The 20,812-nt window shown below is 57.9% G+C and carries 22 protein-coding genes; 11 read left to right on the forward strand and 11 right to left on the reverse strand.

The features are described 5' to 3' along the window. Positions 1 to 498: 498 nt before the first annotated feature. Positions 499 to 1,698, reverse strand: coding sequence for a tyrosine--tRNA ligase (tyrS, locus tag VCA57_RS20855; RefSeq protein ID WP_411187210.1), 1,200 nt, complete (start codon positions 1,696 to 1,698; stop codon positions 499 to 501). 212 nt (positions 1,699 to 1,910) lie between these two features. On the opposite strand from tyrS, the gene VCA57_RS20860 reads away from it, so the two are divergent. Continuing rightward, positions 1,911 to 3,314, forward strand: coding sequence for a peptidoglycan DD-metalloendopeptidase family protein (locus VCA57_RS20860; protein ID WP_411187212.1), 1,404 nt, complete (start codon positions 1,911 to 1,913; stop codon positions 3,312 to 3,314). Positions 3,315 to 3,321: 7 nt separating this feature from the next. Further along, the gene (locus VCA57_RS20865) at positions 3,322 to 4,413 is read left to right on the forward strand and encodes an anhydro-N-acetylmuramic acid kinase (RefSeq protein ID WP_411187214.1); all 1,092 of its coding nucleotides are present in this window, start codon (positions 3,322 to 3,324) and stop codon (positions 4,411 to 4,413) included. A 65-nt stretch (positions 4,414 to 4,478) separates the two neighbouring features. On the opposite strand, the gene erpA is transcribed toward VCA57_RS20865, so the two are convergent. The 4 genes from erpA to argC all read right to left on the reverse strand — a co-directional run bounded on the left by erpA (position 4,479) and on the right by argC (position 7,091). Beyond that, positions 4,479 to 4,829: an iron-sulfur cluster insertion protein ErpA gene (erpA, locus tag VCA57_RS20870; RefSeq protein ID WP_411187216.1), complete on the reverse strand. Its 351-nt coding sequence runs from the start codon at positions 4,827 to 4,829 to the stop codon at positions 4,479 to 4,481. 76 nt (positions 4,830 to 4,905) lie between these two features. Continuing rightward, positions 4,906 to 5,316: a bactofilin family protein gene (locus VCA57_RS20875; protein ID WP_411187218.1), complete on the reverse strand. Its 411-nt coding sequence runs from the start codon at positions 5,314 to 5,316 to the stop codon at positions 4,906 to 4,908. Between the two features lie 9 nt (positions 5,317 to 5,325). Beyond that, the gene (locus VCA57_RS20880) at positions 5,326 to 6,057 is read right to left on the reverse strand and encodes a DUF6776 family protein (RefSeq protein ID WP_411187220.1); all 732 of its coding nucleotides are present in this window, start codon (positions 6,055 to 6,057) and stop codon (positions 5,326 to 5,328) included. Continuing rightward, on the reverse strand, positions 6,057 to 7,091 hold the full coding sequence (gene argC / locus VCA57_RS20885) for an N-acetyl-gamma-glutamyl-phosphate reductase (protein WP_411187222.1): 1,035 nt from the start codon (positions 7,089 to 7,091) through the stop codon (positions 6,057 to 6,059). The genes VCA57_RS20880 and argC overlap by 1 nt, the downstream gene beginning before the upstream one ends. 146 nt (positions 7,092 to 7,237) lie before the next feature. On the opposite strand from argC, the gene hemJ reads away from it, so the two are divergent. From hemJ to VCA57_RS20910, 5 genes are all read left to right on the forward strand, one after another. Continuing rightward, positions 7,238 to 7,666 carry a protoporphyrinogen oxidase HemJ gene (gene hemJ / locus VCA57_RS20890; RefSeq protein ID WP_411187224.1) on the forward strand — a complete coding sequence of 143 codons (429 nt, stop codon included), beginning with the start codon at positions 7,238 to 7,240 and terminating at the stop codon, positions 7,664 to 7,666. Between the two features lie 24 nt (positions 7,667 to 7,690). Further along, positions 7,691 to 8,653, forward strand: a complete 963-nt coding sequence (locus VCA57_RS20895; protein WP_411187226.1) for an NAD(P)H-dependent flavin oxidoreductase — start codon at positions 7,691 to 7,693, stop codon at positions 8,651 to 8,653. Beyond that, a complete protein-coding gene (locus VCA57_RS20900; RefSeq protein WP_411187228.1) occupies positions 8,650 to 9,912 on the forward strand; it encodes an alanine racemase in 1,263 nt (420 codons plus the stop codon). The genes VCA57_RS20895 and VCA57_RS20900 overlap by 4 nt, the downstream gene beginning before the upstream one ends. Positions 9,913 to 10,019: 107 nt before the next feature. Next, positions 10,020 to 10,964 carry a DUF805 domain-containing protein gene (locus tag VCA57_RS20905; protein ID WP_411187230.1) on the forward strand — a complete coding sequence of 315 codons (945 nt, stop codon included), beginning with the start codon at positions 10,020 to 10,022 and terminating at the stop codon, positions 10,962 to 10,964. Positions 10,965 to 11,031: 67 nt separating this feature from the next. Beyond that, on the forward strand, positions 11,032 to 11,823 hold the full coding sequence (locus VCA57_RS20910; protein ID WP_411187232.1) for an SDR family NAD(P)-dependent oxidoreductase: 792 nt from the start codon (positions 11,032 to 11,034) through the stop codon (positions 11,821 to 11,823). A gap of 9 nt (positions 11,824 to 11,832) precedes the next feature. On the opposite strand, the gene VCA57_RS20915 is transcribed toward VCA57_RS20910, so the two are convergent. Then, a complete protein-coding gene (locus VCA57_RS20915) occupies positions 11,833 to 13,314 on the reverse strand; it encodes an AAA family ATPase (RefSeq protein ID WP_411187234.1) in 1,482 nt (493 codons plus the stop codon). Positions 13,315 to 13,369: 55 nt separating this feature from the next. Between VCA57_RS20915 and VCA57_RS20920 the strand changes: the two genes are divergently transcribed. The 3 genes from VCA57_RS20920 to coq7 all read left to right on the forward strand — a co-directional run bounded on the left by VCA57_RS20920 (position 13,370) and on the right by coq7 (position 15,288). Beyond that, positions 13,370 to 13,708 carry a histidine triad nucleotide-binding protein gene (locus VCA57_RS20920; RefSeq protein ID WP_411187236.1) on the forward strand — a complete coding sequence of 113 codons (339 nt, stop codon included), beginning with the start codon at positions 13,370 to 13,372 and terminating at the stop codon, positions 13,706 to 13,708. Beyond that, a complete protein-coding gene (locus tag VCA57_RS20925) occupies positions 13,693 to 14,526 on the forward strand; it encodes a formylglycine-generating enzyme family protein (protein ID WP_411187238.1) in 834 nt (277 codons plus the stop codon). Before VCA57_RS20920 ends, VCA57_RS20925 begins: the two co-directional genes overlap by 16 nt. Positions 14,527 to 14,640: 114 nt before the next feature. Further along, positions 14,641 to 15,288: a 2-polyprenyl-3-methyl-6-methoxy-1,4-benzoquinone monooxygenase gene (gene coq7 / locus VCA57_RS20930; protein ID WP_411187240.1), complete on the forward strand. Its 648-nt coding sequence runs from the start codon at positions 14,641 to 14,643 to the stop codon at positions 15,286 to 15,288. 130 nt (positions 15,289 to 15,418) lie between these two features. Here the strand turns inward: coq7 and VCA57_RS20935 are convergent, their stop codons facing one another. Further along, positions 15,419 to 15,844 carry an OsmC family protein gene (locus tag VCA57_RS20935; RefSeq protein WP_411187242.1) on the reverse strand — a complete coding sequence of 142 codons (426 nt, stop codon included), beginning with the start codon at positions 15,842 to 15,844 and terminating at the stop codon, positions 15,419 to 15,421. Between the two features lie 236 nt (positions 15,845 to 16,080). Here VCA57_RS20935 and crp point away from each other — a divergent pair, with 236 nt between their 5' ends. After that, complete coding sequence (gene crp / locus VCA57_RS20940; RefSeq protein WP_119952584.1) at positions 16,081 to 16,725, forward strand: cAMP-activated global transcriptional regulator CRP; 645 nt, start codon at positions 16,081 to 16,083, stop codon at positions 16,723 to 16,725. A 58-nt stretch (positions 16,726 to 16,783) separates the two neighbouring features. Here crp and trpC read toward each other — a convergent pair whose 3' ends face one another. The 4 genes from trpC to trpE are packed head-to-tail and all read right to left on the reverse strand — an operon-like array spanning position 16,784 to position 20,764. After that, positions 16,784 to 17,620, reverse strand: coding sequence for an indole-3-glycerol phosphate synthase TrpC (gene trpC, locus VCA57_RS20945; RefSeq protein WP_411187244.1), 837 nt, complete (start codon positions 17,618 to 17,620; stop codon positions 16,784 to 16,786). Next, a complete protein-coding gene (gene trpD, locus VCA57_RS20950) occupies positions 17,617 to 18,666 on the reverse strand; it encodes an anthranilate phosphoribosyltransferase (protein ID WP_411187246.1) in 1,050 nt (349 codons plus the stop codon). The genes trpC and trpD overlap by 4 nt, the downstream gene beginning before the upstream one ends. Next, positions 18,666 to 19,259 (reverse strand): aminodeoxychorismate/anthranilate synthase component II, encoded by a 594-nt coding sequence (locus tag VCA57_RS20955; RefSeq protein WP_411187248.1) that lies wholly within the window; start codon positions 19,257 to 19,259, stop codon positions 18,666 to 18,668. Before VCA57_RS20955 ends, trpD begins: the two co-directional genes overlap by 1 nt. An 11-nt stretch (positions 19,260 to 19,270) precedes the next feature. Next, complete coding sequence (gene trpE / locus VCA57_RS20960) at positions 19,271 to 20,764, reverse strand: anthranilate synthase component I (protein WP_411187250.1); 1,494 nt, start codon at positions 20,762 to 20,764, stop codon at positions 19,271 to 19,273. Positions 20,765 to 20,812 lie beyond the last annotated feature (48 nt).

Below are 20,812 nucleotides of genomic sequence, written 5' to 3' on the forward strand. Positions count from 1 at the left end.
CTTCCGTCAAGTGATTTCGAAAATTTCTTTTCAAACTCAACCACTTGCGCTTTCGATCAACTTCTAGCTTCTCGTCAGCGGGAGGCGAATTCTACAGCGTTTCAAACCGCTGTCAACTGCCTCTTTTACCGCTTTCGATCAGCCCGACCGAACCCCCTCAGACCCAAACACACCACCCTGAAGAGGAGGCGCATTCTACGCAGCTTTCGCTGCTTTGCAACCCTTTTTTAAATCTAACTTCTTGTTTTATAAGAAGTTTAAGGAGCCGCATACGCCTGAAGAGCTGCGCATTATAGGGGCAATGAAACGCAGGTCAATCGATTATTATGCTTTTTTTCAATAACTACAAATACCCAGACGCCAGTTCCGAAACCGCACCACCTACAGAAACGACAAAGCCGTTGAAGCTGACGCTTCAACGGCTTTGTCGAACCAACCACGCACCCACCGAATACACCGCCGACGCCCATGCAGGCCCGGTCAGCGTATATAGCCTACTTATTCAGGCTTAAGCGTGATGCGCGCGAACGCTTTCTTACCCGCCTGACAAACGTGTACCGCCCCCATCTTATACATAAAGGTGCGATCCACTACATTGCCATCCACGCGCACACCGCCAGAGCCAAGCAGATCGCGCGCCACCGCAGCATTCTTCACCAGGCCCGCCTTATTGAGGAGCGCAGAGATAGGCATGTCATCAGCCGACAACACCTCAATTTCTGGAAGGTCTTCCGGCAGCTCACCTTCCTTCATGCGATTACCCGCCGAACGATGAGCACTGAGCGCGGCCTCCTCGCCATGGAAACGAGCGACAATCTCTTCGGCCAACTTAATCTTGATATCGCGAGGGTTGGCACCCTGCTCAACGTCAGACTTGAACTGACCAATCTCTTCCATGGAGCGAAAGCTGAGCAGCTCAAAATAACGCCACATGAGCGCATCAGGCATGGAAACCAGCTTGGTGTACATGACACCCGGAGCTTCCTGGATGCCTATATAGTTACCCAATGACTTGGACATCTTCTTCACACCGTCCAACCCCTCAAGCAACGGCATGGTGACCACGCACTGAGAGCTCTGACCATAAGCGCGCTGCAACTCACGCCCCATGAGCAGATTGAACTTCTGATCCGTACCACCCAGCTCGACATCCGCGCGCAGAGCAACCGAGTCATAGCCCTGAACTAGCGGATAGAGAAACTCATGAATCGCAATCGGCTGCTGGGTCGAATAACGCTTACTGAAATCATCGCGCTCAAGCATGCGAGCAACAGTGTACTGCGAGGTCAGGCGAATAAAGTCCGCCGGCCCCATTGCGTCCATCCAGGTGGAGTTGAACGCCACTTCGGTTTTGGCCGGATCTAGGATTTTGAAAACCTGGGCCTTATAGGTCTCGGCATTCTCGAGCACCTGCTCACGGGTCAACGGTGGACGTGTTGCGCTCTTGCCACTGGGATCACCAATCATCCCGGTGAAATCACCGATCAGGAAAACCACCTGATGCCCCAACTCCTGGAACTGACGTAGCTTATTAATAAGCACGGTATGCCCAAGGTGTAGATCCGGCGCAGTCGGATCAAAACCCGCCTTGATACGCAGTGGCTGACCACGCTTGAGTTTCTCAACCAGCTCAGCCTCAACCAGAACCTCTTCTGCGCCACGCTTGATCAGCGCCAACTGCTCTTCAACCGACTTCATGACAGGACTCACGACCACTCAAAACGAAAGGGAACCAACCATACAAGATCGCAGACAAATCACAAGTTCCGCTACCCACCCACCAGCACCGAGACAACCTTGCGACAACCGGGGTTGCCTAGCTGACGATTTGGTTATATTTTATACAGTTACTGCATATTCATCATTTTGTTTATCTATTTCTTTTCATTTTCAAAGTCAAAAAGCAGCCTATGACCTCTACAACTAAAGCGCCGCCCCTTTACCCGAAAAGCCATATATTGGCGGCCAGTGGCGTCGCCGCCCTACTGAGCCTAGCCCTATTGGTATTCCCCACCCGCGAAGTTGAAGCTAAGAAAACCTATATCAACCTTGAGCTTGATAGCGCCTCAGACTATGCAGAGCCGCAGGATGACCAGGCATCAGCCGCCTCGCAGAACTTGAGTGAAAATGAATCCCCATTCGCCACCAGTGACTCGCCAGGTGATGAACTAGAAGCGACTACAGCCGGAGAGCCACAAGCAGTAGATCCACTGCAGCACACCATTCGCGTTGAAAATGGCGACACACTATCCACGATTTTCGCCAAGGTTGGCCTAAGTGCGAATACCCTGCATGAAGTACTTAACAGCAGCAAAGAAGCCAAGCAGTTAACGCGCCTGAAAGTAGGCCAACCCCTCGAATTCAAATTGACTGCAGACGGCCAATTAGAAGCTTTGCACAGCAAGCTCAGCGATCTAGAGAGCGTTTCGCTGTTAAAGACAGACAAGGGCTTCAGCTTCAAACGTGAACTGGTCAAACCCGAGGTCAAAGAGACTTATGCTCACGGCGTAATCAACAGCTCCTTGTTTGTTTCAGCCAAGCGCGCAGGCCTGTCGCACAATCTGACGATGGATCTGGCTAATGTATTCGGCTACGACATCGACTTCGCCATGGATATTCGCGAAGGCGACGAGTTTGAGGTGATCTACGAAAAGAAAGTGGTCAATGGCAAACAGGTTGGTACCGGCGACATCCTTTCGGCACGTTTCACCAATCGCGGCAAGACCTATACCGCGGTGCGTTACACCAACAAACAAGGCAACAGCAGCTATTACACCGCCGACGGCGAAAGTATGCGCAAAGCCTTTATCCGAACGCCGGTGGACTTCGCACGTATCAGTTCACGCTTTTCCAATGGTCGCCGCCACCCGATCCTGAACAAAATCCGCGCCCACAAAGGTGTCGACTATGCAGCACCACGCGGCACCCCGATCAAGGCTGCTGGCGACGGACGTATTGTTCTGGCTGGTCGCCATGGTGGTTATGGCAACGCAGTGATCCTGCAACACGGCCAGCGCTACCGGACGCTCTACGCGCACATGCAAGGCTTTGCCAAAGGCATACGCACGGGTGGCAACGTCAAGCAAGGGCAGATCATTGGCTACATCGGCACCACAGGCCTATCAACAGGCCCGCACTTGCACTATGAGTTCCAGGTCAATGGTGTGCACGTTGACCCGTTAAGCCAGAAGCTGCCGATGGCTGACCCTATTGCAAGTAGCGAGAAAGCCCGCTTCATGCAACTAAGCAAACCATTGATGGCGCAAATGGATAAAGAGCGCTCGACAATGCTTGCGCTCAACAATCAGCGCTAATTAATACATGCCCCTCTACCTTGGCGTGATGTCCGGTACCAGCCTGGATGGCTTGGACATTGCGCTGATTGAGCATGATCAGCACACCCGCCTGCTTGGTACTCACTATCTACCGATGCCCGATGAGTTGCGCAGCACTCTGCTGAGCTTGTGCGCCTCAGGCCCAGATGAGCTGGCTCGTGCTGCCATAGCCGAACAGCAATGGGCGCAACTGGCAGCGCAAGGTATCAATGACCTACTGACGCAGCATCAACTGCCAGCGGAAAGCATCCGCGCTATTGGCAGCCATGGACAGACAGTGCGCCACGAGCCAGCTCGCGGGTTCAGTATTCAAATCAGTAACGCCGCCCTACTTGCCGAGCTCACCGGTATCAGTGTCGTCAGTGACTTCCGCCGCCGGGACGTCGCCGCTGGTGGTCAGGGCGCGCCATTGGTTCCAGCATTCCACCAGGCATTGTTCGCCAGCCCAAACAGCACACGGGCAATCCTTAATATCGGCGGTTTTAGCAATCTCAGCCTGCTTGAACCCGAACAGGCGGTGCATGGCTTTGACTGCGGCCCTGGCAACGTCCTACTGGACGCGTGGATTCATCGGCACCAGGGATTGGCATATGACAAGGACGGCCAATGGGCAGCCGAGGGACAAGTACAACCGCAGCTATTGCAGACATTGCTAAGCGATCCCTACTTTCAAACTCAGGGCCCGAAAAGCACCGGCCGTGAGCTGTTCAACCTGATTTGGCTAGATCAACAGCTGCTAGCACTGCCTCCATTTTCGGCGGCTGACGTGCAAGCAACGCTGCTGGAGTTGACCGCTATCAGCATTACTGAGTCGCTCAAATTAGCCCAGCAAAGCACCGATATGCTGCTGGTTTGTGGCGGCGGCGCGCACAACCACACACTGATGCAACGCCTTGCTCAATTGCTGCCGCAGTGCCAGGTCAGCAGCACTGATGAGCTGGGCGTGCCAGCAGACTGGATTGAAGCGATGGCCTTTGCCTGGCTGGCACATTGCTGCTTAGAAGGCATTCCCGCCAACCGCCCCAGCGTTACAGGCGCAAAAGGGCTACGCGTTCTGGGCGCAATATACCCGGCCTAAGCAAGCAACGCACAGAAACGACAACGCCGCGCATTGGGCGCGGCGTTGCAGTAAACAGCTATGGATCAGATCGAAAATGAAGAACCGCAGCCACAGGTGGTGGTGGCATTCGGATTCTTGATGACAAAACGCGAACCCTCCAGACCTTCCTGATAATCCACTTCGGCACCAGCCAGGTACTGGAAGCTCATCGGATCGACCACCAGACTGACACCTTCGCGCTCAATGATGGTGTCGTCATCAGCCACTTCTTCATCAAAGGTGAAGCCATATTGGAAGCCGGAACAACCGCCTCCGGTTACGAACACGCGCAACTTCAGGCGCGGGTTACCTTCTTCATCGACTAGGTTCTTCACCTTGTTCGCGGCACCCTGCGTAAATTGCATAGCGCTAGGGGTGAAGGTTTCGACGCTCATTCTGATTAACTCCCGGCGCTAAGCGCCATACTGCATTCTGGTTGGCATTATCCGCTTGCCCTAGTAAATCGGTCAACTATTGCGCAGCATCTAGAGTCTGCGGCAGTTCCAGCGGACGGGACTCGTCCTGCAGGCGGCAAAGGCGACCTTCAATCTGCGCCCCCATAGCCATTTCCATCAGGGCGTAGTAGAGGTTACCGCGCACTCTCGCTCGCGCTCCGAGCTCAAGATGGCCGCTGGCATGCACATCACCAGCAACCTCGCCGTCGATCACTATATGAGGGGCGCGAATCTCACCTTCAACCCGCCCTTGCACACTGATACGCACCATACCTTCAGTAGCCAACAGATTGCCATGAACCTGGCCATCCACCTGTACCGCGCCCTGAAAACGTAGGTCGCCATGCAGCTCAGCACCAACTGCAATCAAGCTGGTCTTACCGGCGAAGCGCTGCGCATCAGGGCGCGCTTTGTCTTTATTCCACATAAGGAACAGTTACTCCTCTTTGTTCCACTTGAACGTGCGCAGCAAGGGCTTCTCACCCTGAACATCGGCACGCACCTTGATTTCTCTCGGGATAAAGCCCTCAGGAAGCTTCAGCTCAGCAAAGCGCCCCGCTTCGGGAATAGCCTGAAAATGCTTAAAGGCGAAGTCAATCGACTGGCCTGGTAAGGCGTCTGGCAAGCCTGCGGTCAGGGCTGCCAGCTCAAGCGTGGCATCCTGCTCCCCCTGCTTACCGACGATCGAGACCTGTAACTGTCCCTCCAGCGGTGCATCGCCTTTACCGACGCGGCTAAGGAGTATCTTGTAGCGGAAATGCTCGGGGCTGTCCGTGGCCTGTAGCTCAAAGGTTTTGATACGCAGGCCCTCGCGCCGACTGGCCGGAGCCAGCACGCCTTTGTAGAAGGCCAGATCCTGCTGCTGCTTATATATCTGCTCTTCCAGCAACTTGATGGTCAGACGGCTTTGCTCATTGGCCTGCTGGCTGAGCTTCTCAGCACTACTGACCACCGCCAGTTGTTGACGCAACTCGTCGTCCTCACGCAGCAGCTGCTCATCACGTAACGGCACGCCAGGCTGCACTACCACGGCAGAAGGCTGTATGTACTGCTGCCACCAACTTCCGGCATAAAACGCCAGAGGGATGCACAGCACCAGCAGCAGCCCGAGCAGACGCAAACGGCGCGCCCGCCCGGGATCGCTTGGGCGGACTTCCCAACCCGCCATCAGGGCAACATGCCTGCGTGGGACAGACCCAACCCCTCATCCAGGCCGAAAAGAATGTTCATGTTCTGCAGCGCCTGGCCAGACGCCCCTTTGACCAGATTGTCGATGACCGACAGTACCACCACCAGATCACCATCCTGGGGGCGATGTACGGCGATCCGACAGACGTTGGCACCACGCACGCTACGGGTCTCAGGATGACTCCCAGCAGGCATCACATCAACGAAGGGCTCATTTGCATAGCGCTTCTCGAACAGCGCCTGCAGATCCACCGAGCGGTCGACCACAGTTGCATACAGCGTGGCGTGAATACCGCGAATCATCGGCGTCAGGTGCGGCACAAAGGTCAGACCAACATCCTTACCGGCAGCTCGACGTAAGCCCTGACGGATTTCCGGCAGATGCCGGTGGCCTTTGACCCCGTAAGCTTTCATGCTTTCGCCGGCCTCGCTGAACAACGAAGCAACGCTGGCACCACGCCCAGCACCGCTGACCCCCGACTTGCAGTCGGCAATAATCTGCGAGGTATCGGCCAAACCGGCCTCCAACAGTGGAATCAACGCCAACTGGGCGGCCGTCGGATAGCAACCCGGCACGGCGATCAGTCGCGCCAGCTTGATCGCTTCGCGGTTGACCTCAGGCAAGCCGTAGACTGCCTCCGGAAGTAGATCCGGCGCGCCATGGGGCTGGCCATACCACTTCGCCCACTCGTCGGCATCCTGCAAGCGAAAGTCGGCAGACAGGTCGATCACCTTGGTTCCAGCTGCCAGTAGCTCACCGGCCAGAGCATGGGCGACACCGTGAGGTGTGGCGAAAAACACCACATCGCAAGCGCCCAGCGTGGCCACGTCCGGCACACTGAATGCCAGGTTGTCGTAATGACCGCGCAGGTTCGGGTACATCTCATCGACACGCATACCAGCCTCAGAGCGCGAGGTAATGACCTCGACCTGCGCTTGCGGGTGTTGCGCCAACAAACGCAATAACTCGACCCCGGTATAACCCGTGCCGCCGACGATTCCGACCTTGATCATCACTTGCCCCTTTGCAATACCAGCAGTGGAAAGCTGCCGATGATACGGCCGCTTCGGCCAGGGGCCAACACTTGAGCGCCACCGATGATGACGGCGCTGGCATCGACCACTACTATCGGGGCTCTTTTCTGCGACGAGGTCGAACAATGCTCTATCTGTGGCTCAAGGCCCTGCACATCATTGCCATGGTCTGCTGGTTCGCCGGCCTGTTCTACCTACCACGCCTATTCGTCTACCACGCCATGAGTACAGACGAGGTCAGTCGCGAACGTTTTTGCATCATGGAGCGCAAGCTCTATCGCGGGATCATGTGGCCGTCGCTGATTTTGACTGTCGGCTTTGGCCTATGGCTGATCAGCCTCAACCCCAGCTACTACTTCAGCCAGGGTTGGATGCACGCCAAGCTGAGCCTGGTGCTGCTGCTGGTGGTTTACCAGTTTATGTGTGGCGCCCAGCTCAAAGCCTTCGCCCGCGGTGAAAACCAGCGCGGCCATGTGTTCTACCGCTGGTTCAACGAAGCACCAGTTCTGGCCTTATTGGGCATCGTCATTCTTGTTGTGGTGCGCCCGTTCTAACCCCGAGAAAAAGAGGATTTACCTATGTCCCTTCCGCCGCTACTCGAACAACGCCTGCGCCTACCTGTGATCGCCGCGCCGATGTTTCTAGTGTCCAACCCACAACTGGTTTTGGCCTGCTGCAACAACGGCATCGTTGGCAGTTTCCCGGCGCTGAATCAGCGTGAAAGCAGCGGCTTTAAGGATTGGCTACAAGAGATCGAAGCAGGCCTGGACAGCGTCGCCGCGCCTTATGCGGTCAACCTGATCGTGCATGGCAGCAATCCGCGCCTACAGGCGGACCTGGCGATTTGCGTCGAGCAACGCGTACCCATCGTCATCACCAGCCTTGGCGCAGTGAAAGAGGTGGTGGATGCCGTACACAGCTATGGCGGCCTGGTATTCCATGACGTAACCACCCGCCGACATGCCGAGAAAGCGACCGAAGCCGGCGTCGATGGCCTGATCGCAGTAGCCGCAGGTGCCGGCGGACATGCCGGAACCTGGAGCCCATTTGCACTAATCGCAGAGATTCGCCAATTCTTCGACAAAACCCTGCTGCTGGCTGGCTGCCTTAACCAGGGCCACGAAGTGCTGGCGGCGCAACTGTTAGGTGCCGACCTCGCCTACCTCGGCACCCGCCTGATCGCCACCCAGGAAAATGCCGCCTCCGCCGCCTATAAGCAGATGATCCTCGACGCCAAAGCCGCCGACATCATTCATACCCCCGCAGTTTCTGGCGTACCGGCAAGCTTTATGCGCCAGAGCCTGGAGCTTGCTGGTTACGACCTCAAACAGCTGCAGAACAAAGGTGAAATCAACTACGGCGACAAACTCAAGCCGATGGATGAAGAGGCCAAGGCGTGGAAAACCGTATGGTCGGCAGGCCAGGGCGTTGGCAACATCAGCGACCTACCCAGCGTCGAGCAGTTAATCGCCCGCCTCGACAGTGAATACCGCGCCGCGCTCAAGCACAGCGTGCAACTGCAACAACGCTGGACACGATGAAACGTCGCAGTCTGCTCGGCCTCGGCGCGCTCGGGCTGCTTGGCGGCTGGGCATTGCGCCCAAGTGACCACGGCCAACCGCACACGCCCTACTTTGCCGCCCTAAATCAGCTGCTAAAGCGCGACAGCGCCGGGCTCCCCCTGCTGGTGGTAGACCTGGAACGCCTCGACCAAAACGCCGAACTGCTGACCAGCCAGCTCGGCACCCAGCTGCCACTGCGTCTAGCGGCCAAATCCCTGGCGGCTACCGGCCTGCTGGAATATCTGGCGAAGAAGCTTGGTACTCAACGCTTCATGGTATTTCACCAGCCGCAGATCAATCAGCTGGCACTGAACTTCCCCCAGGCCGACCTGCTGCTCGGCAAGCCTCTACCCGTGGCAGCCGCGCTGAGCTTCTACCAGCAATTGCCGTCGGGCAGCAGCTTTAACCCGGCCACGCAACTCACCTGGTTGATCGATAGCCAAGCACGCTTACAGGAATATGCGGCACTCGCCAGTGCCCTCGGCCAACCGTTGCAAGTGGCCTTTGAAATCGACATCGGCATGGCGCGTGGCGGCTTTGCCACTCCCGCCGACCTCGGCGCGGCGATGACCTGGCTGGGCACAACCGCTAACCTGCTGCGTGTTCGCGGGCTGATGGGCTATGACGCACATATTGCCCACACACCCTTGTGGATGGACCAAGAGCGCGCCTTTGCCCTAAGCGCAGAGCGCTACCGGGCTTTTATCAGCACGGCGGCCAGCTTCCGTGAGCTATGGCCACAACAGCCATTACTCAATGGTGCCGGGAGCCTGACCTACACCCTGCACACCCGCTTCAACACGCCACTTAATGAAGTAGCGGCTGGCTCTGCCCTGCTGAAACCCAGCGACTTCGACAGCGAACAACTCAGCGCCCAACAAGCTGCACTCTGGATCGCCAGCCCGGTACTCAAAGCGCTACCCGGACAGTTGCCGTTTCTCGAAGAGAGTTATCAGATGCTGCAGCGCTGGAACCCTAATCGCGAAAAAACCTACTACCTGTATGGCGGGCAATGGCCGGCAACCCCAGTGTCTCCAGCCGGGCTCAGCTATGACTCACTGTATGGCCGCAGTGCCAACCAGGAACGCTTGACCGGCTCTGCCGGCACAGGTTTGCAGGTCGACGACTGGGTATTTCTCCGCCCGCAGCGCTCGGAAGGCCTGCTCGAGCTATTCAACCAGCTCTACTTGTTACGCAACGGTCGCCTGGTCGGTAGCTGGTCCGCCAACAGAGCGTGAACCGCCTCTAGCCCTGTGCACATTTGCGTGCAGGCAGCTTGTTTACTGGCCTGCAGGCCGGCTAGTCTGTAGCGCAATTCCATTCTCAATCCGACAAGGACGCCGAAATGACCCAAGCCCGCTTCAAAATTGTGTTCAGCGGCGAGTTGATGCCCGACGTCAGCCTGGAAACGACCAAAGAAAATCTCGCCCGCCTGTTCAAGAGCGACCAGACCCGAATCAACGCGCTGTTTAGCGGCCGCAATGTCGATATCAAGCGCGATCTTAGCGAAAACGAAGCCGACCAGTACCTCAAGGCACTGCAAAGCGCCGGCGCCAAAGTGCGTAAGGAGCAAGACCTAGCCGCCAGCCTGAGCCTGGTGGAAACCGATGATCACGCACCCCAAACTCAGGTCTCAACGCCAACTGCCGAAAGTACAAGCGAAATGACCTGCCCGAAATGCGGTCACAAGCAAGCCAAAGCTATCGAATGCTCGGCGTGCGGCATCGTTATCGAAAAATTTATCGCCCGCCAGGCCATGCTCACAGATACCCCTGCAGAAGTGGTCAGCGCAGCGGCCACCCCCTATGCCACGCCAAAAGCGGCCGTGGCAGAAGCCCTGCCAGAATTCGGCGAACTAAAAGCCTTTACCACCGACGGGCGAATTGGCCGTTTGCGCTACCTGGCCTGGTCGATGGTGCTGATGCTGGCCTGCTTGCCGCTGTTTGGTGTAGCCGGCGGTGTATTCGCTGCCTCGGAAATTCTCGGCGGGCTGCTGATGGTGGCAGCAGGTATTGCCGTGGCGGTGGTTGGTATCATGATCGGCGTACAGCGCCTGCATGACATTGGCTGGTCGGGCTGGCTGTTGCTGGTCACGCTGGTGCCGATTGTCGGCGGGGTGTTCTCCCTGCTGATGTTTATCATCCCCGGCAGCACCGAAGCCAACCGCTTTGGCCCACCCCCACCGCCCAACAGCACAGCGGTGAAAATCCTGGCGCTGTCGTGGATCGCCATCATCGTGATTGGCATCATCGTCGCCATCGCCGTACCCGCAGTGATGACCAGCCTGTAACCGCTGACACCAGCAGTGCAACCTTGCGCGGCACATGGGGTCGAAAGGCCCCATCACGGAGAACCCTATGACCCGGTACGCGCTTATTACTGGAGCCTCCAGCGGCATTGGCCTGGCGCTAGCTGAAGCCCTGGCTCGGCGGGGGCGCAATCTGATTCTGGTGGCACGCCAGCGCGATGCACTGGAAAGCATCGCCTGCGAGCTGACCCAGCGCTTCTCCGTGGAGGTTGTGTTCCGCGTCTGCGACCTCAGCCAGCCCATGCAGCTCAGCGGTCTGTTACATGAGCTGGAGCAAGGTGAGCGCAGCATCGACCTGCTGGTGAATAACGCCGGCATCGGCACCTCTGGCGTATACGTCGCACAGGACTGGGCACGTGAGCAGCAACTAATCGAACTGAACATCTTGGCCCTGGCGCGCCTCTGCCATGCCCTCGGCACCATCATGGCTGGCCAAGGCAGCGGGCAGATTCTCAACGTGGCCTCGGTTGCCGGTTTTCAGCCGGGCCCAGGCATGAGCAACTACTACGCGAGCAAGGCCTACGTTCTGCATTTTTCCGAAGGCCTGCGCGAGGAACTCAAGCCTTATGGAGTCAAGGTTTCCGTGCTGTGCCCAGGGCCAACCCGCAGCGCATTCTTCCGCACGGCGAAGATGGATATTAAAAAACTGCAGGGCAGCAAACTGATGATGAGCACCGAGGAAGTGGCGCTCATCACCGTCAACGCGCTGGAGAAGAACCGCGCCATCATCATCCCCGGCTGGCGCAATCGTCTGCTCGCCATCAGCCCACGCCTGGCCCCACGCTGGCTAGTACGACGCATCAGCGCCCGGCTTAATCGCCAGTTCGGCAAACCACTCTAAACAACGCCACTAGCCAGCATTGACCGTGCGGCCGTCCGCCCAAGCGCGTAAGGCTGCAAGGTCTTCGGCCATGACCACGGAAAGCGGTGCGGTAGCCTGGATACTTTGCAGCAACACAGCCTGGGTAACGGCCTGCTGCTGGGCTTGTGCGGCATACAACGCACTGACCACGACCTGCTCGATCTCCGCACCGGCAAACCCGTCAGAAACTGCGGCCAGTTGCGTCAAATCAAAGCTCGCAGGGTCCAGCTCACGCCGCGCCAGGTGAATGCGGAAGATCTCGCCGCGCACGCTCGCATCCGGCAGGTCGACGAAGAACAGCTCGTCAAAACGTCCCTTGCGCACCAGCTCCGGCGGCAACCGCGAGATGGTGTTGGCGGTGGCCACCATAAACACCGGAGCCTTACGCTCGGCCATCCAGGTCAGCAGAGTGCCAAGCACACGCTGGCTCACACCACCATCGTGGTCGCCGCTGGCCAGGCCTTTTTCGATCTCGTCGATCCACAACACACACGGTGCCATCTGCTCGGCAAGCTTCAACGCGTCACGCAGGTTGCGCTCGGTTTCCCCAAAGAACTTGTTGTACAGGCAGGCGAAGTCCAAGCGCAGCAAGGGTAAGCCCCACAGACCGGCAATCGCCTTGGCGGCCAGGCTCTTGCCGCCGCCCTGCACCCCCACCAACAACACACCCTTGGGCAGATCGACGCCTTTACCTTCGAGGAAGATACTCTGCCGCTCACCCAGCCAGCGCTTGAGCGTGCTCAGCCCGCCGACCTCGGCGAAACGCGCGGTGTCGTATTCAAAGCTCAGCACGCCATCCAGATCGAGCAACTGGAATTTGGTCTTGTTCAGCTCCGGCAGGTCTTCCTGAGTGATCGCGCCGTCATCACAAATCACATTACGCGCCAGTGCCCGCGCCTCGGCATGGCTGAGGCCGCGCAGGTTCTTCACCACCTGCTGCAACGTGCGGTTATCGGTGCGTACGCGCGCATTACGATTACGCGCGCTCCAGGCCGTGGCCTCATCACGCACGATGGTCAACAGTTCGTCTTCGGAGGGTAACGACAGACTGAAGCGCGAAGCGTAGCGCTGTACCTCCGGCGGCAATTTGCAGGCATGGGACACCAGCACCAGCGTCGGCTTGCCAGGCAGCTCGCTCATGGCGATTTCCTTGAGCAAACGCACCAGTTTTGGATTGTCCTCAAGAAACGGATGCAGATCGCACATCACATACAGCGTCGGCTGCCTATCAGCCTTGATCAGGCGCAGCGCGGTTTCCGGTTCAAGAGTTTCGCTGTCGACCGGCTCCTGTATGGAGAAGCCCAAACGCTGCAAGCCCTCGGTTACCGACCACACCTGCAGGCCCAATCCACGGCGCACAGCCAGGCTGGTCAGGGTTTCCAGAACTCGAGGCTCATCCCAGGACTCAATCAACACCAGCTTGGTCTTGGAGTCCAGCACCAGCCCGAGATCATGAATATCGTTTTTCACCCGCACTCCTTGTCTACTAAACTCGGCCCTCTTTTGAGCGACCAGGGGACTGTCCATGGACTGCCTGTTTTGCAAGATCGTCGCTGGTGACATACCGGCACGCAAGCTTTATGAAGATGACCAGGTGATTGCCTTTCACGACATCGCCCCACAAGCGCCCGTGCACTTTCTGGTTATCCCGAAAAAACACATCAGCACCCTCAACGACCTGAGCGAGGCGGACAAGCCGCTGGCCGGGCATATCCTCTACACCGCCCAGCGGCTAGCCAAGGAACAAGGCTGCGAGGAAGGCTTCCGCGTGGTGATGAACTGCAACGAATTGGGCGGCCAAACCGTGTACCACATCCATATGCACGTACTGGGTCAGCGACAGCTGGCATGGCCGCCAGGTTGATGCGCTTACGTGTCGCAACGCTAACGCTGCTCGCCCTATTCGCCGGCGGCACGCTGCATGCGCAAACGCTTGGCAGTGTCCTCAGCGATGCGCTGCCTCAAGGCAAGCAAGGGCCGCAGATGGTTGTGGTGCCGGCGGGGCGCTACCTGATGGGTGACCACAGCGGCCGTGGCAATTACAACGAACGCCCGCTGACGCCTATCGAAATCAGGCAGCCGTTTGCCATTGGCCGCTACGAAATTAGCTTCTCTGACTGGCAGCAGTACGCCGAGGCAACCGCCACGCCGATGCCGGATAACGAAGGCTGGGGACTGTCGGCGCAGCGCCCGGTGATCAATGTGTCCTGGCACCAGGCCGTGGCCTATAGCCAATGGCTGTCAAAGGTTAGCGGCCAGCGTTATCGGCTACCCACTGAGGCAGAGTGGGAATATGCCGCCAGAGCCGGCAGTGACAGTTACTACTGGTGGGGTGAGCAGCTCGACAGCCCGGAAACTCAACCCCGTGCGCACTGTCGCGGCTGCGCGACCTCACGCCTAATCCAAAACAAAACCGAGCGCATTGGTCAATTCGCCGCCAACGCCTTCGGCCTGTATGACACCGCCGGGAATGTCTGGGAATGGACGGCCTCACGCTTTGCCAGCCCCTTCGACGGCAGCGAACAACAATCAGTTGGCCTGCTCGACCAAGCCCCACGCACGGTCCGTGGCGGTGCCTGGAACAGCGGCCCCAGTTACCTGCACAGCAGCCAACGCGATATGAAACAACCGCAATACAAGAACTATGCCTTGGGGTTTCGTGTGCTGCGCGAATTACCCTGAGCATGGCCAACCATAGCGGCCGCTCAGGTATTGGCCAGGCTGCGACGAAACGTCAACAGACCTTCGCCCATGCTTGGAGTAAACTGGCCGCCGTAGTCATCGCCGGAGGTCCTTATGACCAGCGAACGTCACTTCTCACCTGTTGATCGCCTGCTCCTGCAAGCCGATGCGGCTTTGCGCACCCTGCTGCCCTTCAGCGGCCAGCCAACCCGACCATCACCGGCCATCGTGCAGCCAGACGTCGAGCTGGATGAACGTCAGACTCAGCATGTCGCAGGGCTGATGCGCATCAACCACACGGGCGAGGTCTGCGCCCAGGCGCTGTATCAAGGCCAGGCGCTGACCGCCAAGCTGCCGCAAGTGCGCCAGGCGATGGAGCATGCGGCTGATGAGGAAATCGACCATTTGGCCTGGTGTGAACAACGCATCCGCCAACTCGGCAGCCAGCCAAGCATTCTCAACCCTCTGTTCTACGGTTTGTCCTTTGGCGTCGGTGCCGCAGCTGGACTGATCAGCGACAAGATCAGCCTGGGCTTTGTTGCCGCCACCGAAGATCAGGTGGTTAAGCATCTCGACGATCACCTGCAGCAGATCCCGCAGAAAGACCAGAAGTCTCGCGCCATTCTCGAACAGATGCGCATCGACGAAGAACAGCACGCCTGCAATGCCCTAGATGCCGGCGGCCTGCGCTTCCCGGCACCATTGAAGTTCGGCATGAGCCTGCTGGCCAAGGTAATGACCAGCACCACTTACCGCGTGTAGGGCTAGGGTCTGTTGCCGGATCATAGCGAGCCGCGTTGCTGCGAGTGAAACGGCAACAGACCCTAGATCACAGGTACAAAAAAGGGCACCACGGTGCCCTTTTCTCATATCACGGGATGTCTGCAGCGCTTTACTCACCCAACTCGACAATCTCGTAGTCATGGGTAATCTCAACGCCGCCACGGCCCAGCATGATCGAGGCCGAGCAGTATTTCTCAGCCGACAGCTCAACCGCACGCCTGACCTGAGCGTCCTTCAGACCACGGCCCTTGACCACGAAATGCAGGTGAATCTTTGTGAACACCTTGGGCTCTTCAGTGGCGCGCTCGGCCTCCAGAAAGGCTTCACAGCTTTCGACTGCCTGGCGGGATTTCTTCAGGATGCTGACAACATCAAAGTTACTACAGCCACCCAGGCCGATCAGCACCATCTCCATCGGCCGCACACCCAGGTTACGTCCACCGCTCTCTGGCGGGCCGTCCATTACCACCGCGTGACCGCTGCCCGACTCACCGATAAACAGGGCGTCACCGGCCCACTGAATACGCGCTTTCATTACCCAGGCTCCGCTGCTGAAAAAGGGAGAAAGCTTAACACAGCGTTTTTGCCAACGGCCTTTAGACCATGGCAACTACAAGTTCCACCCTAGGATGTTAGCCAGGTCGCAAAAGCGCACATAGTATTAAGCCGATTGCTAAGCTGACGTCTGAATACTGGCACACTTGGCCAGATAACTATTATTAAAAACGCCAGCCAGAGAGCGGCTCACTTTTATATATTCGGGACTCGAGCATGGTTGCCATTACCCTTACACCTAAAATAAAAAATCTCGACAAGCTTCTCGCACATTGTCACCGCCGCCGCTATACCGCAAAAAGCACCATTATCTATGCGGGTGACCGTTGTGAAACGTTGTTCTTCATCGTCAAAGGCTCGGTGACCATCCTGATCGAAGACGATGACGGCCGAGAAATGATCATCGCCTACCTTAACTCCGGCGATTTTTTTGGTGAGATGGGCCTGTTCGAAAAGGACGGTAGCGAAAAAGAACGTAGCGCCTGGGTGCGTGCCAAAACCGAGTGCGAAGTGGCAGAGCTCAGCTATGCCAAGTTCCGTGAGCTTACCCAGCAGGACCCGGATATTCTCTACGCACTGGGCAGCCAGATGGCTGAGCGCCTGCGTAACACCACACGCAAGGTTGGCGACTTGGCCTTTCTTGATGTTACCGGCCGCGTTGCCCGCACCCTGCTTGACCTGTGCAAGCAGCCTGATGCGATGACTCACCCAGATGGCATGCAGATCAAGATCACCCGTCAGGAGATTGGTCGTATCGTCGGCTGCTCCCGCGAGATGGTCGGGCGCGTGCTCAAAGCTCTGGAAGAACAGGGCCTGGTCAACGTCAAAGGCAAGACCATGGTGGTGTTCGGCACACGCTGAGCACTCCGTGAAACATAAAAAAGCCGACGCATGCGTCGGCTTTTTTATGTTTGGTCAGTCAATCAACATCAGGAGAGGCGATCACCCGCTTGCGCTCGGGGAAGAACAACCGCTCCAGTTCCGCGCCCGGGTTATCAGCCCGCATAAACGCTTCACCGACCAGGAAGGCATAGACCTCGCTGATTTCCATCAGCTCGACATCGGCACGATTAAGAATGCCGCTCTCGGTCACCACCAAACGATCACGCGGAATGCGTGGAAGCAAATCCAGGGTGGTTTCCAAACTGAGGTCAAAGGTGTGCAGGTTACGGTTATTGATGCCTACCAGCGGCGTATCGAGGGTTTTCAGCGCACGCTCCAGCTCATCGCCGTCATGCACCTCTACCAGAACATCCAGATCGAAGGCCTTGGCCGTGGCCGCCAGCTCAGCCATCTGACTGTCTTCCAGCGCAGAGACAATCAGCAGCACACAATCGGCCCCCAACGCGCGGGCCTCAACAATCTGGTAAGGGTCGACCATAAAGTCTTTGCGAATCACTGGCAGCGCGCACGCTGCCCGCGCTTCTTGCAGGTAGCGATCCGCACCCTGGAAAAAGTCGATGTCAGTCAGCACAGACAGGCAGGTGGCGCCGCCGCTCTGGTAGCTCTGCGCAATATCTGCCGGCACGAAATTCTCGCGCAGCACACCCTTGCTCGGCGAAGCCTTCTTAACTTCAGCAATAACGGCCGGCTGCTTACTCTTCGCCTGGGTTAATAGTGCCTGCGCAAAGCCGCGTACAGGATCGGCGCTACGTGCTTGCTGCTCAAGCTCGGCCAAACTGACGATCGCACGCCGGGCTATTACTTCTTCAGCCTTGCGCGCGAGAATTTTCTCCAGAACAGTTGGAATACTCACCCGGCATTCTCCTCTTTGAATACAGCGGTAAAGGATACCAACTCTTGCAACTTCTCCCAGGCCAGGCCGGTATGCAAAGCATCGTGGGCCAAATGCACGCCTTCTTTCAAGCTGCTCGCCAGATCTGCCGCGTAGAGTGCCGCACCAGCGTTCAGCGCAATCATGTCTGCCGCCTTCTGCCCAGCTTCAGTTTTACGCTTGCTCAGGGCATCGCGAATCAAGACCAGCGAAGCCTCCGGGCTTTCCACGGCCAAACCGACCAGGCTCTGGCTCTTTAGACCGAGATCTTCTGGCAGAACTTCATACTCGCTGACCACCCCATCCTTCAACTCGGCGACATGGGTCGCGGCCGCCAAGCTGAACTCATCCAGGCCGTCGCGCGAATGCACCACCAAGATATGCTGACTACCAAGGCGCTTAAGTACCTCTGCCAGAGGCCGACACAGAGCCTGACTGAACACGCCAACCACCTGATGCTTGACCCCCGCCGGATTGGTCAACGGGCCGAGCATGTTGAAGATGGTGCGCAGGCCTAGCTCACGACGCGGCACGGCGGCGTACTTCATCGCCGAATGGTGCACCTGGGCGAACATAAAGCCGACACCCACACTGTCGATACACCGCGCCACCTGCTCCGGCGTCAGGCTCAGGTAAATACCTGCGGCCTCAAGCAAGTCGGCGCTACCGCTCTTGCCCGAAACCGCACGGTTACCGTGCTTGGCCACCTTGCCGCCAGCGGCCGCGACGACAAAGCTGGCGGCCGTGGATACGTTGAAGATATTCGCGCCATCGCCGCCAGTACCCACCACATCCACCACATGGTCGAGGGTCTGCAGGTGCACATGGCTGGCCAGCTCGCGCATAACCGAAACCGCGCCGACGATTTCGTCGATGGTCTCGCTCTTCATGCGCATGCCCATCAGGAACGCGCCAATCTGCGCATCCGTGCACTGGCCGGTCATGATCTCGCGCATGACGCTCTGCATTTCTTCGGTCGACAGATCGAGCTGGCTGACCACCCGGTTGAGGGCTTCCTTGATATTCATCAGCGCAGGCCTCCTTGTTGTTTGAGGAAGTTAGCGAACAGTTCATGGCCCTGCTCAGTGAGAATCGACTCAGGGTGAAACTGCACGCCCTCGATATGCAGGGTCTTGTGGCGCAGGCCCATGATCTCGTCCACTGAGCCATCGGCATGCTGGGTCCAGGCGGTGACTTCCAGACAATCTGGCAGGGTTTCACGCTTGACCACCAGCGAGTGGTAGCGGGTCACCGTCAACGGATTATTCAGGCCGGCAAATACACCGAGGTTCTGATGGAATACCGGGCTGGTTTTGCCGTGCATCACCTGGCGCGCGCGGACCACATCGCCGCCAAAGGCCTGGCCAATGCTCTGGTGGCCGAGGCACACACCGAGAATCGGCAGCTTGCCGGCGAAATGCAGGATGGCCTCGATGGACACCCCGGCCTCGGTCGGCGTGCACGGACCGGGCGACACCACGATGCGCTCAGGCTGCAGCGCTTCGATCTCGGCAATACTCAGTTCGTCGTTGCGGATCACGTGTACGTCAGCACCGAGTTCACCCAGGTACTGCACCACGTTGTAGGTAAAGGAGTCGTAGTTATCAATCATCAGCAGCATGGCAGGACTCCTCAGCGCTTGGTCTGGTCAGAAACGGTTTGTTCGGCGAGCGCCACAGCACGGAACATGGCGCGACGCTTGTTCAGCGTTTCCTCCCACTCCAGCGCCGGCACTGAGTCGGCAACAATGCCGGCACCGGCCTGCACATGCAGCTCACCGTTTTTGATCACCGCGGTACGGATAGCGATGGCGGTGTCCATATTGCCGTTCCAGGCCAGATAACCCACCGCACCGCCGTAGACGCCACGCTTGACCGGCTCTAGTTCGTCGATGATTTCCATGGCGCGGATCTTCGGCGCACCGGACAAGGTGCCGGCCGGCAGAATGGCGCGCAGGGCGTCCATCGCGGTCAGGCCTTCCTTCAACTGGCCGGTGACGTTGGAGACGATATGCATGACGTTGGAATAACGTTCGATCACCATTTTTTCGGTGAGTTTGACGCTACCGGTACTGGCAACCCGGCCGACATCATTGCGGCCTAGGTCGATCAGCATCAGGTGCTCGGCGACTTCCTTGGCATCGGATAACAGGTCTTCTTCCAAGGCCAGATCGGCTTCTTCGTTCGCGCCACGCGGGCGTGTGCCGGCAATCGGACGCACCGTCACCAAACCATCCTCCAGGCGCACCAGCACTTCTGGCGAGCTGCCGACTACGTGGAAGTCACCGAAATTGAAGAAGTACATATAGGGCGTCGGGTTGATGCACCGCAGCGCGCGATACAAATCAATCGGCGCGGCCTTGAAGGGGATCGACATGCGCTGCGAGATCACCACCTGCATGCAGTCGCCAGCGAGGATGTAATCCTTGATCGCCTTAACCGCGTGCTCGTAATCATCGCGTTTGAAACTGGAGACGAAGTCCGGATCAGCAGCGGCAGGAGCTGCCAAGTCGACACCCAAGCGCGGCGTAATTGGCTGACGCAACTTGTGCAGAATTTCCTGCAAGCGCGCCTGCCCCTGTTCCAACGCATCGGCATCAGCTGGGTCAACCAGCACGATAGCGTGCATCTTGCCGGCCAGGTTGTCGAACACCACCACGGCATCGGAGACCATCAGCAGAATATCCGGCGTGCCCAGAGCATCCGGGTTTACACCCTTAGCCAGCTTTGGCTCGACATAACGCACACTGTCATAGCCGAAGTAACCGACCAGCCCGCCATTGAAGCGCGGCAAGCCCGGCAGGGTCGGTACCTTGTAGCGGTCTTTAAACTGCTCAACAAAAGCCAGCGGGTCTTCGCAGTGGTGACGCTCAACTTCCACACCATCGACACTGACCGTCACATCGTGTTCGTAAGCACGCAGCACGGTACGGGCAGGCAGGCCGATGATCGAGTAACGCCCCCATTTCTCGCCGCCCTGTACGGACTCGAGTAGATAGGTGTTGGCTTCGTCAGCCAGTTTCAAATAAATGGACAGTGGCGTGTCGAAATCCACCAGGGTTTCGCAGGCAACAGGGATGCGGTTATAGCCGGCAGCGGCTAAACGCAGGAATTCTTCGCGGGTCATGATCAGCCTCGTGGCTTGAGGTTAAAACGGTCGTGTGCAAACGCGCCG

Origin of the sequence: Pseudomonas sp. (assembly GCF_046581935.1) — a bacterium.
Lineage (GTDB): Bacteria > Pseudomonadota > Gammaproteobacteria > Pseudomonadales > Pseudomonadaceae > Aquipseudomonas.

Coding starts and splice junctions, on each gene's coding strand:
- coq7 (WP_411187240.1), top strand. CDS start 14,641: ATGACCAGCGAACGTCACTTCTCACCTGTTGATCGCCTGCTCCTGCAA.
- trpE (WP_411187250.1), bottom strand. CDS start 20,764: ATGACCCGCGAAGAATTCCTGCGTTTAGCCGCTGCCGGCTATAACCGC.
- argC (WP_411187222.1), bottom strand. CDS start 7,091: ATGATCAAGGTCGGAATCGTCGGCGGCACGGGTTATACCGGGGTCGAG.
- erpA (WP_411187216.1), bottom strand. CDS start 4,829: ATGAGCGTCGAAACCTTCACCCCTAGCGCTATGCAATTTACGCAGGGT.
- VCA57_RS20865 (WP_411187214.1), top strand. CDS start 3,322: ATGCCCCTCTACCTTGGCGTGATGTCCGGTACCAGCCTGGATGGCTTG.
- VCA57_RS20920 (WP_411187236.1), top strand. CDS start 13,370: ATGGACTGCCTGTTTTGCAAGATCGTCGCTGGTGACATACCGGCACGC.
- VCA57_RS20905 (WP_411187230.1), top strand. CDS start 10,020: ATGACCCAAGCCCGCTTCAAAATTGTGTTCAGCGGCGAGTTGATGCCC.
- tyrS (WP_411187210.1), bottom strand. CDS start 1,698: ATGAAGTCGGTTGAAGAGCAGTTGGCGCTGATCAAGCGTGGCGCAGAA.
- VCA57_RS20935 (WP_411187242.1), bottom strand. CDS start 15,844: ATGAAAGCGCGTATTCAGTGGGCCGGTGACGCCCTGTTTATCGGTGAG.
- VCA57_RS20895 (WP_411187226.1), top strand. CDS start 7,691: ATGTCCCTTCCGCCGCTACTCGAACAACGCCTGCGCCTACCTGTGATC.
- hemJ (WP_411187224.1), top strand. CDS start 7,238: ATGCTCTATCTGTGGCTCAAGGCCCTGCACATCATTGCCATGGTCTGC.
- VCA57_RS20910 (WP_411187232.1), top strand. CDS start 11,032: ATGACCCGGTACGCGCTTATTACTGGAGCCTCCAGCGGCATTGGCCTG.
- VCA57_RS20955 (WP_411187248.1), bottom strand. CDS start 19,259: ATGCTGCTGATGATTGATAACTACGACTCCTTTACCTACAACGTGGTG.
- VCA57_RS20875 (WP_411187218.1), bottom strand. CDS start 5,316: ATGTGGAATAAAGACAAAGCGCGCCCTGATGCGCAGCGCTTCGCCGGT.
- VCA57_RS20860 (WP_411187212.1), top strand. CDS start 1,911: ATGACCTCTACAACTAAAGCGCCGCCCCTTTACCCGAAAAGCCATATA.
- VCA57_RS20925 (WP_411187238.1), top strand. CDS start 13,693: ATGGCCGCCAGGTTGATGCGCTTACGTGTCGCAACGCTAACGCTGCTC.
- VCA57_RS20880 (WP_411187220.1), bottom strand. CDS start 6,057: ATGGCGGGTTGGGAAGTCCGCCCAAGCGATCCCGGGCGGGCGCGCCGT.
- crp (WP_119952584.1), top strand. CDS start 16,081: ATGGTTGCCATTACCCTTACACCTAAAATAAAAAATCTCGACAAGCTT.
- VCA57_RS20900 (WP_411187228.1), top strand. CDS start 8,650: ATGAAACGTCGCAGTCTGCTCGGCCTCGGCGCGCTCGGGCTGCTTGGC.
- trpD (WP_411187246.1), bottom strand. CDS start 18,666: ATGAATATCAAGGAAGCCCTCAACCGGGTGGTCAGCCAGCTCGATCTG.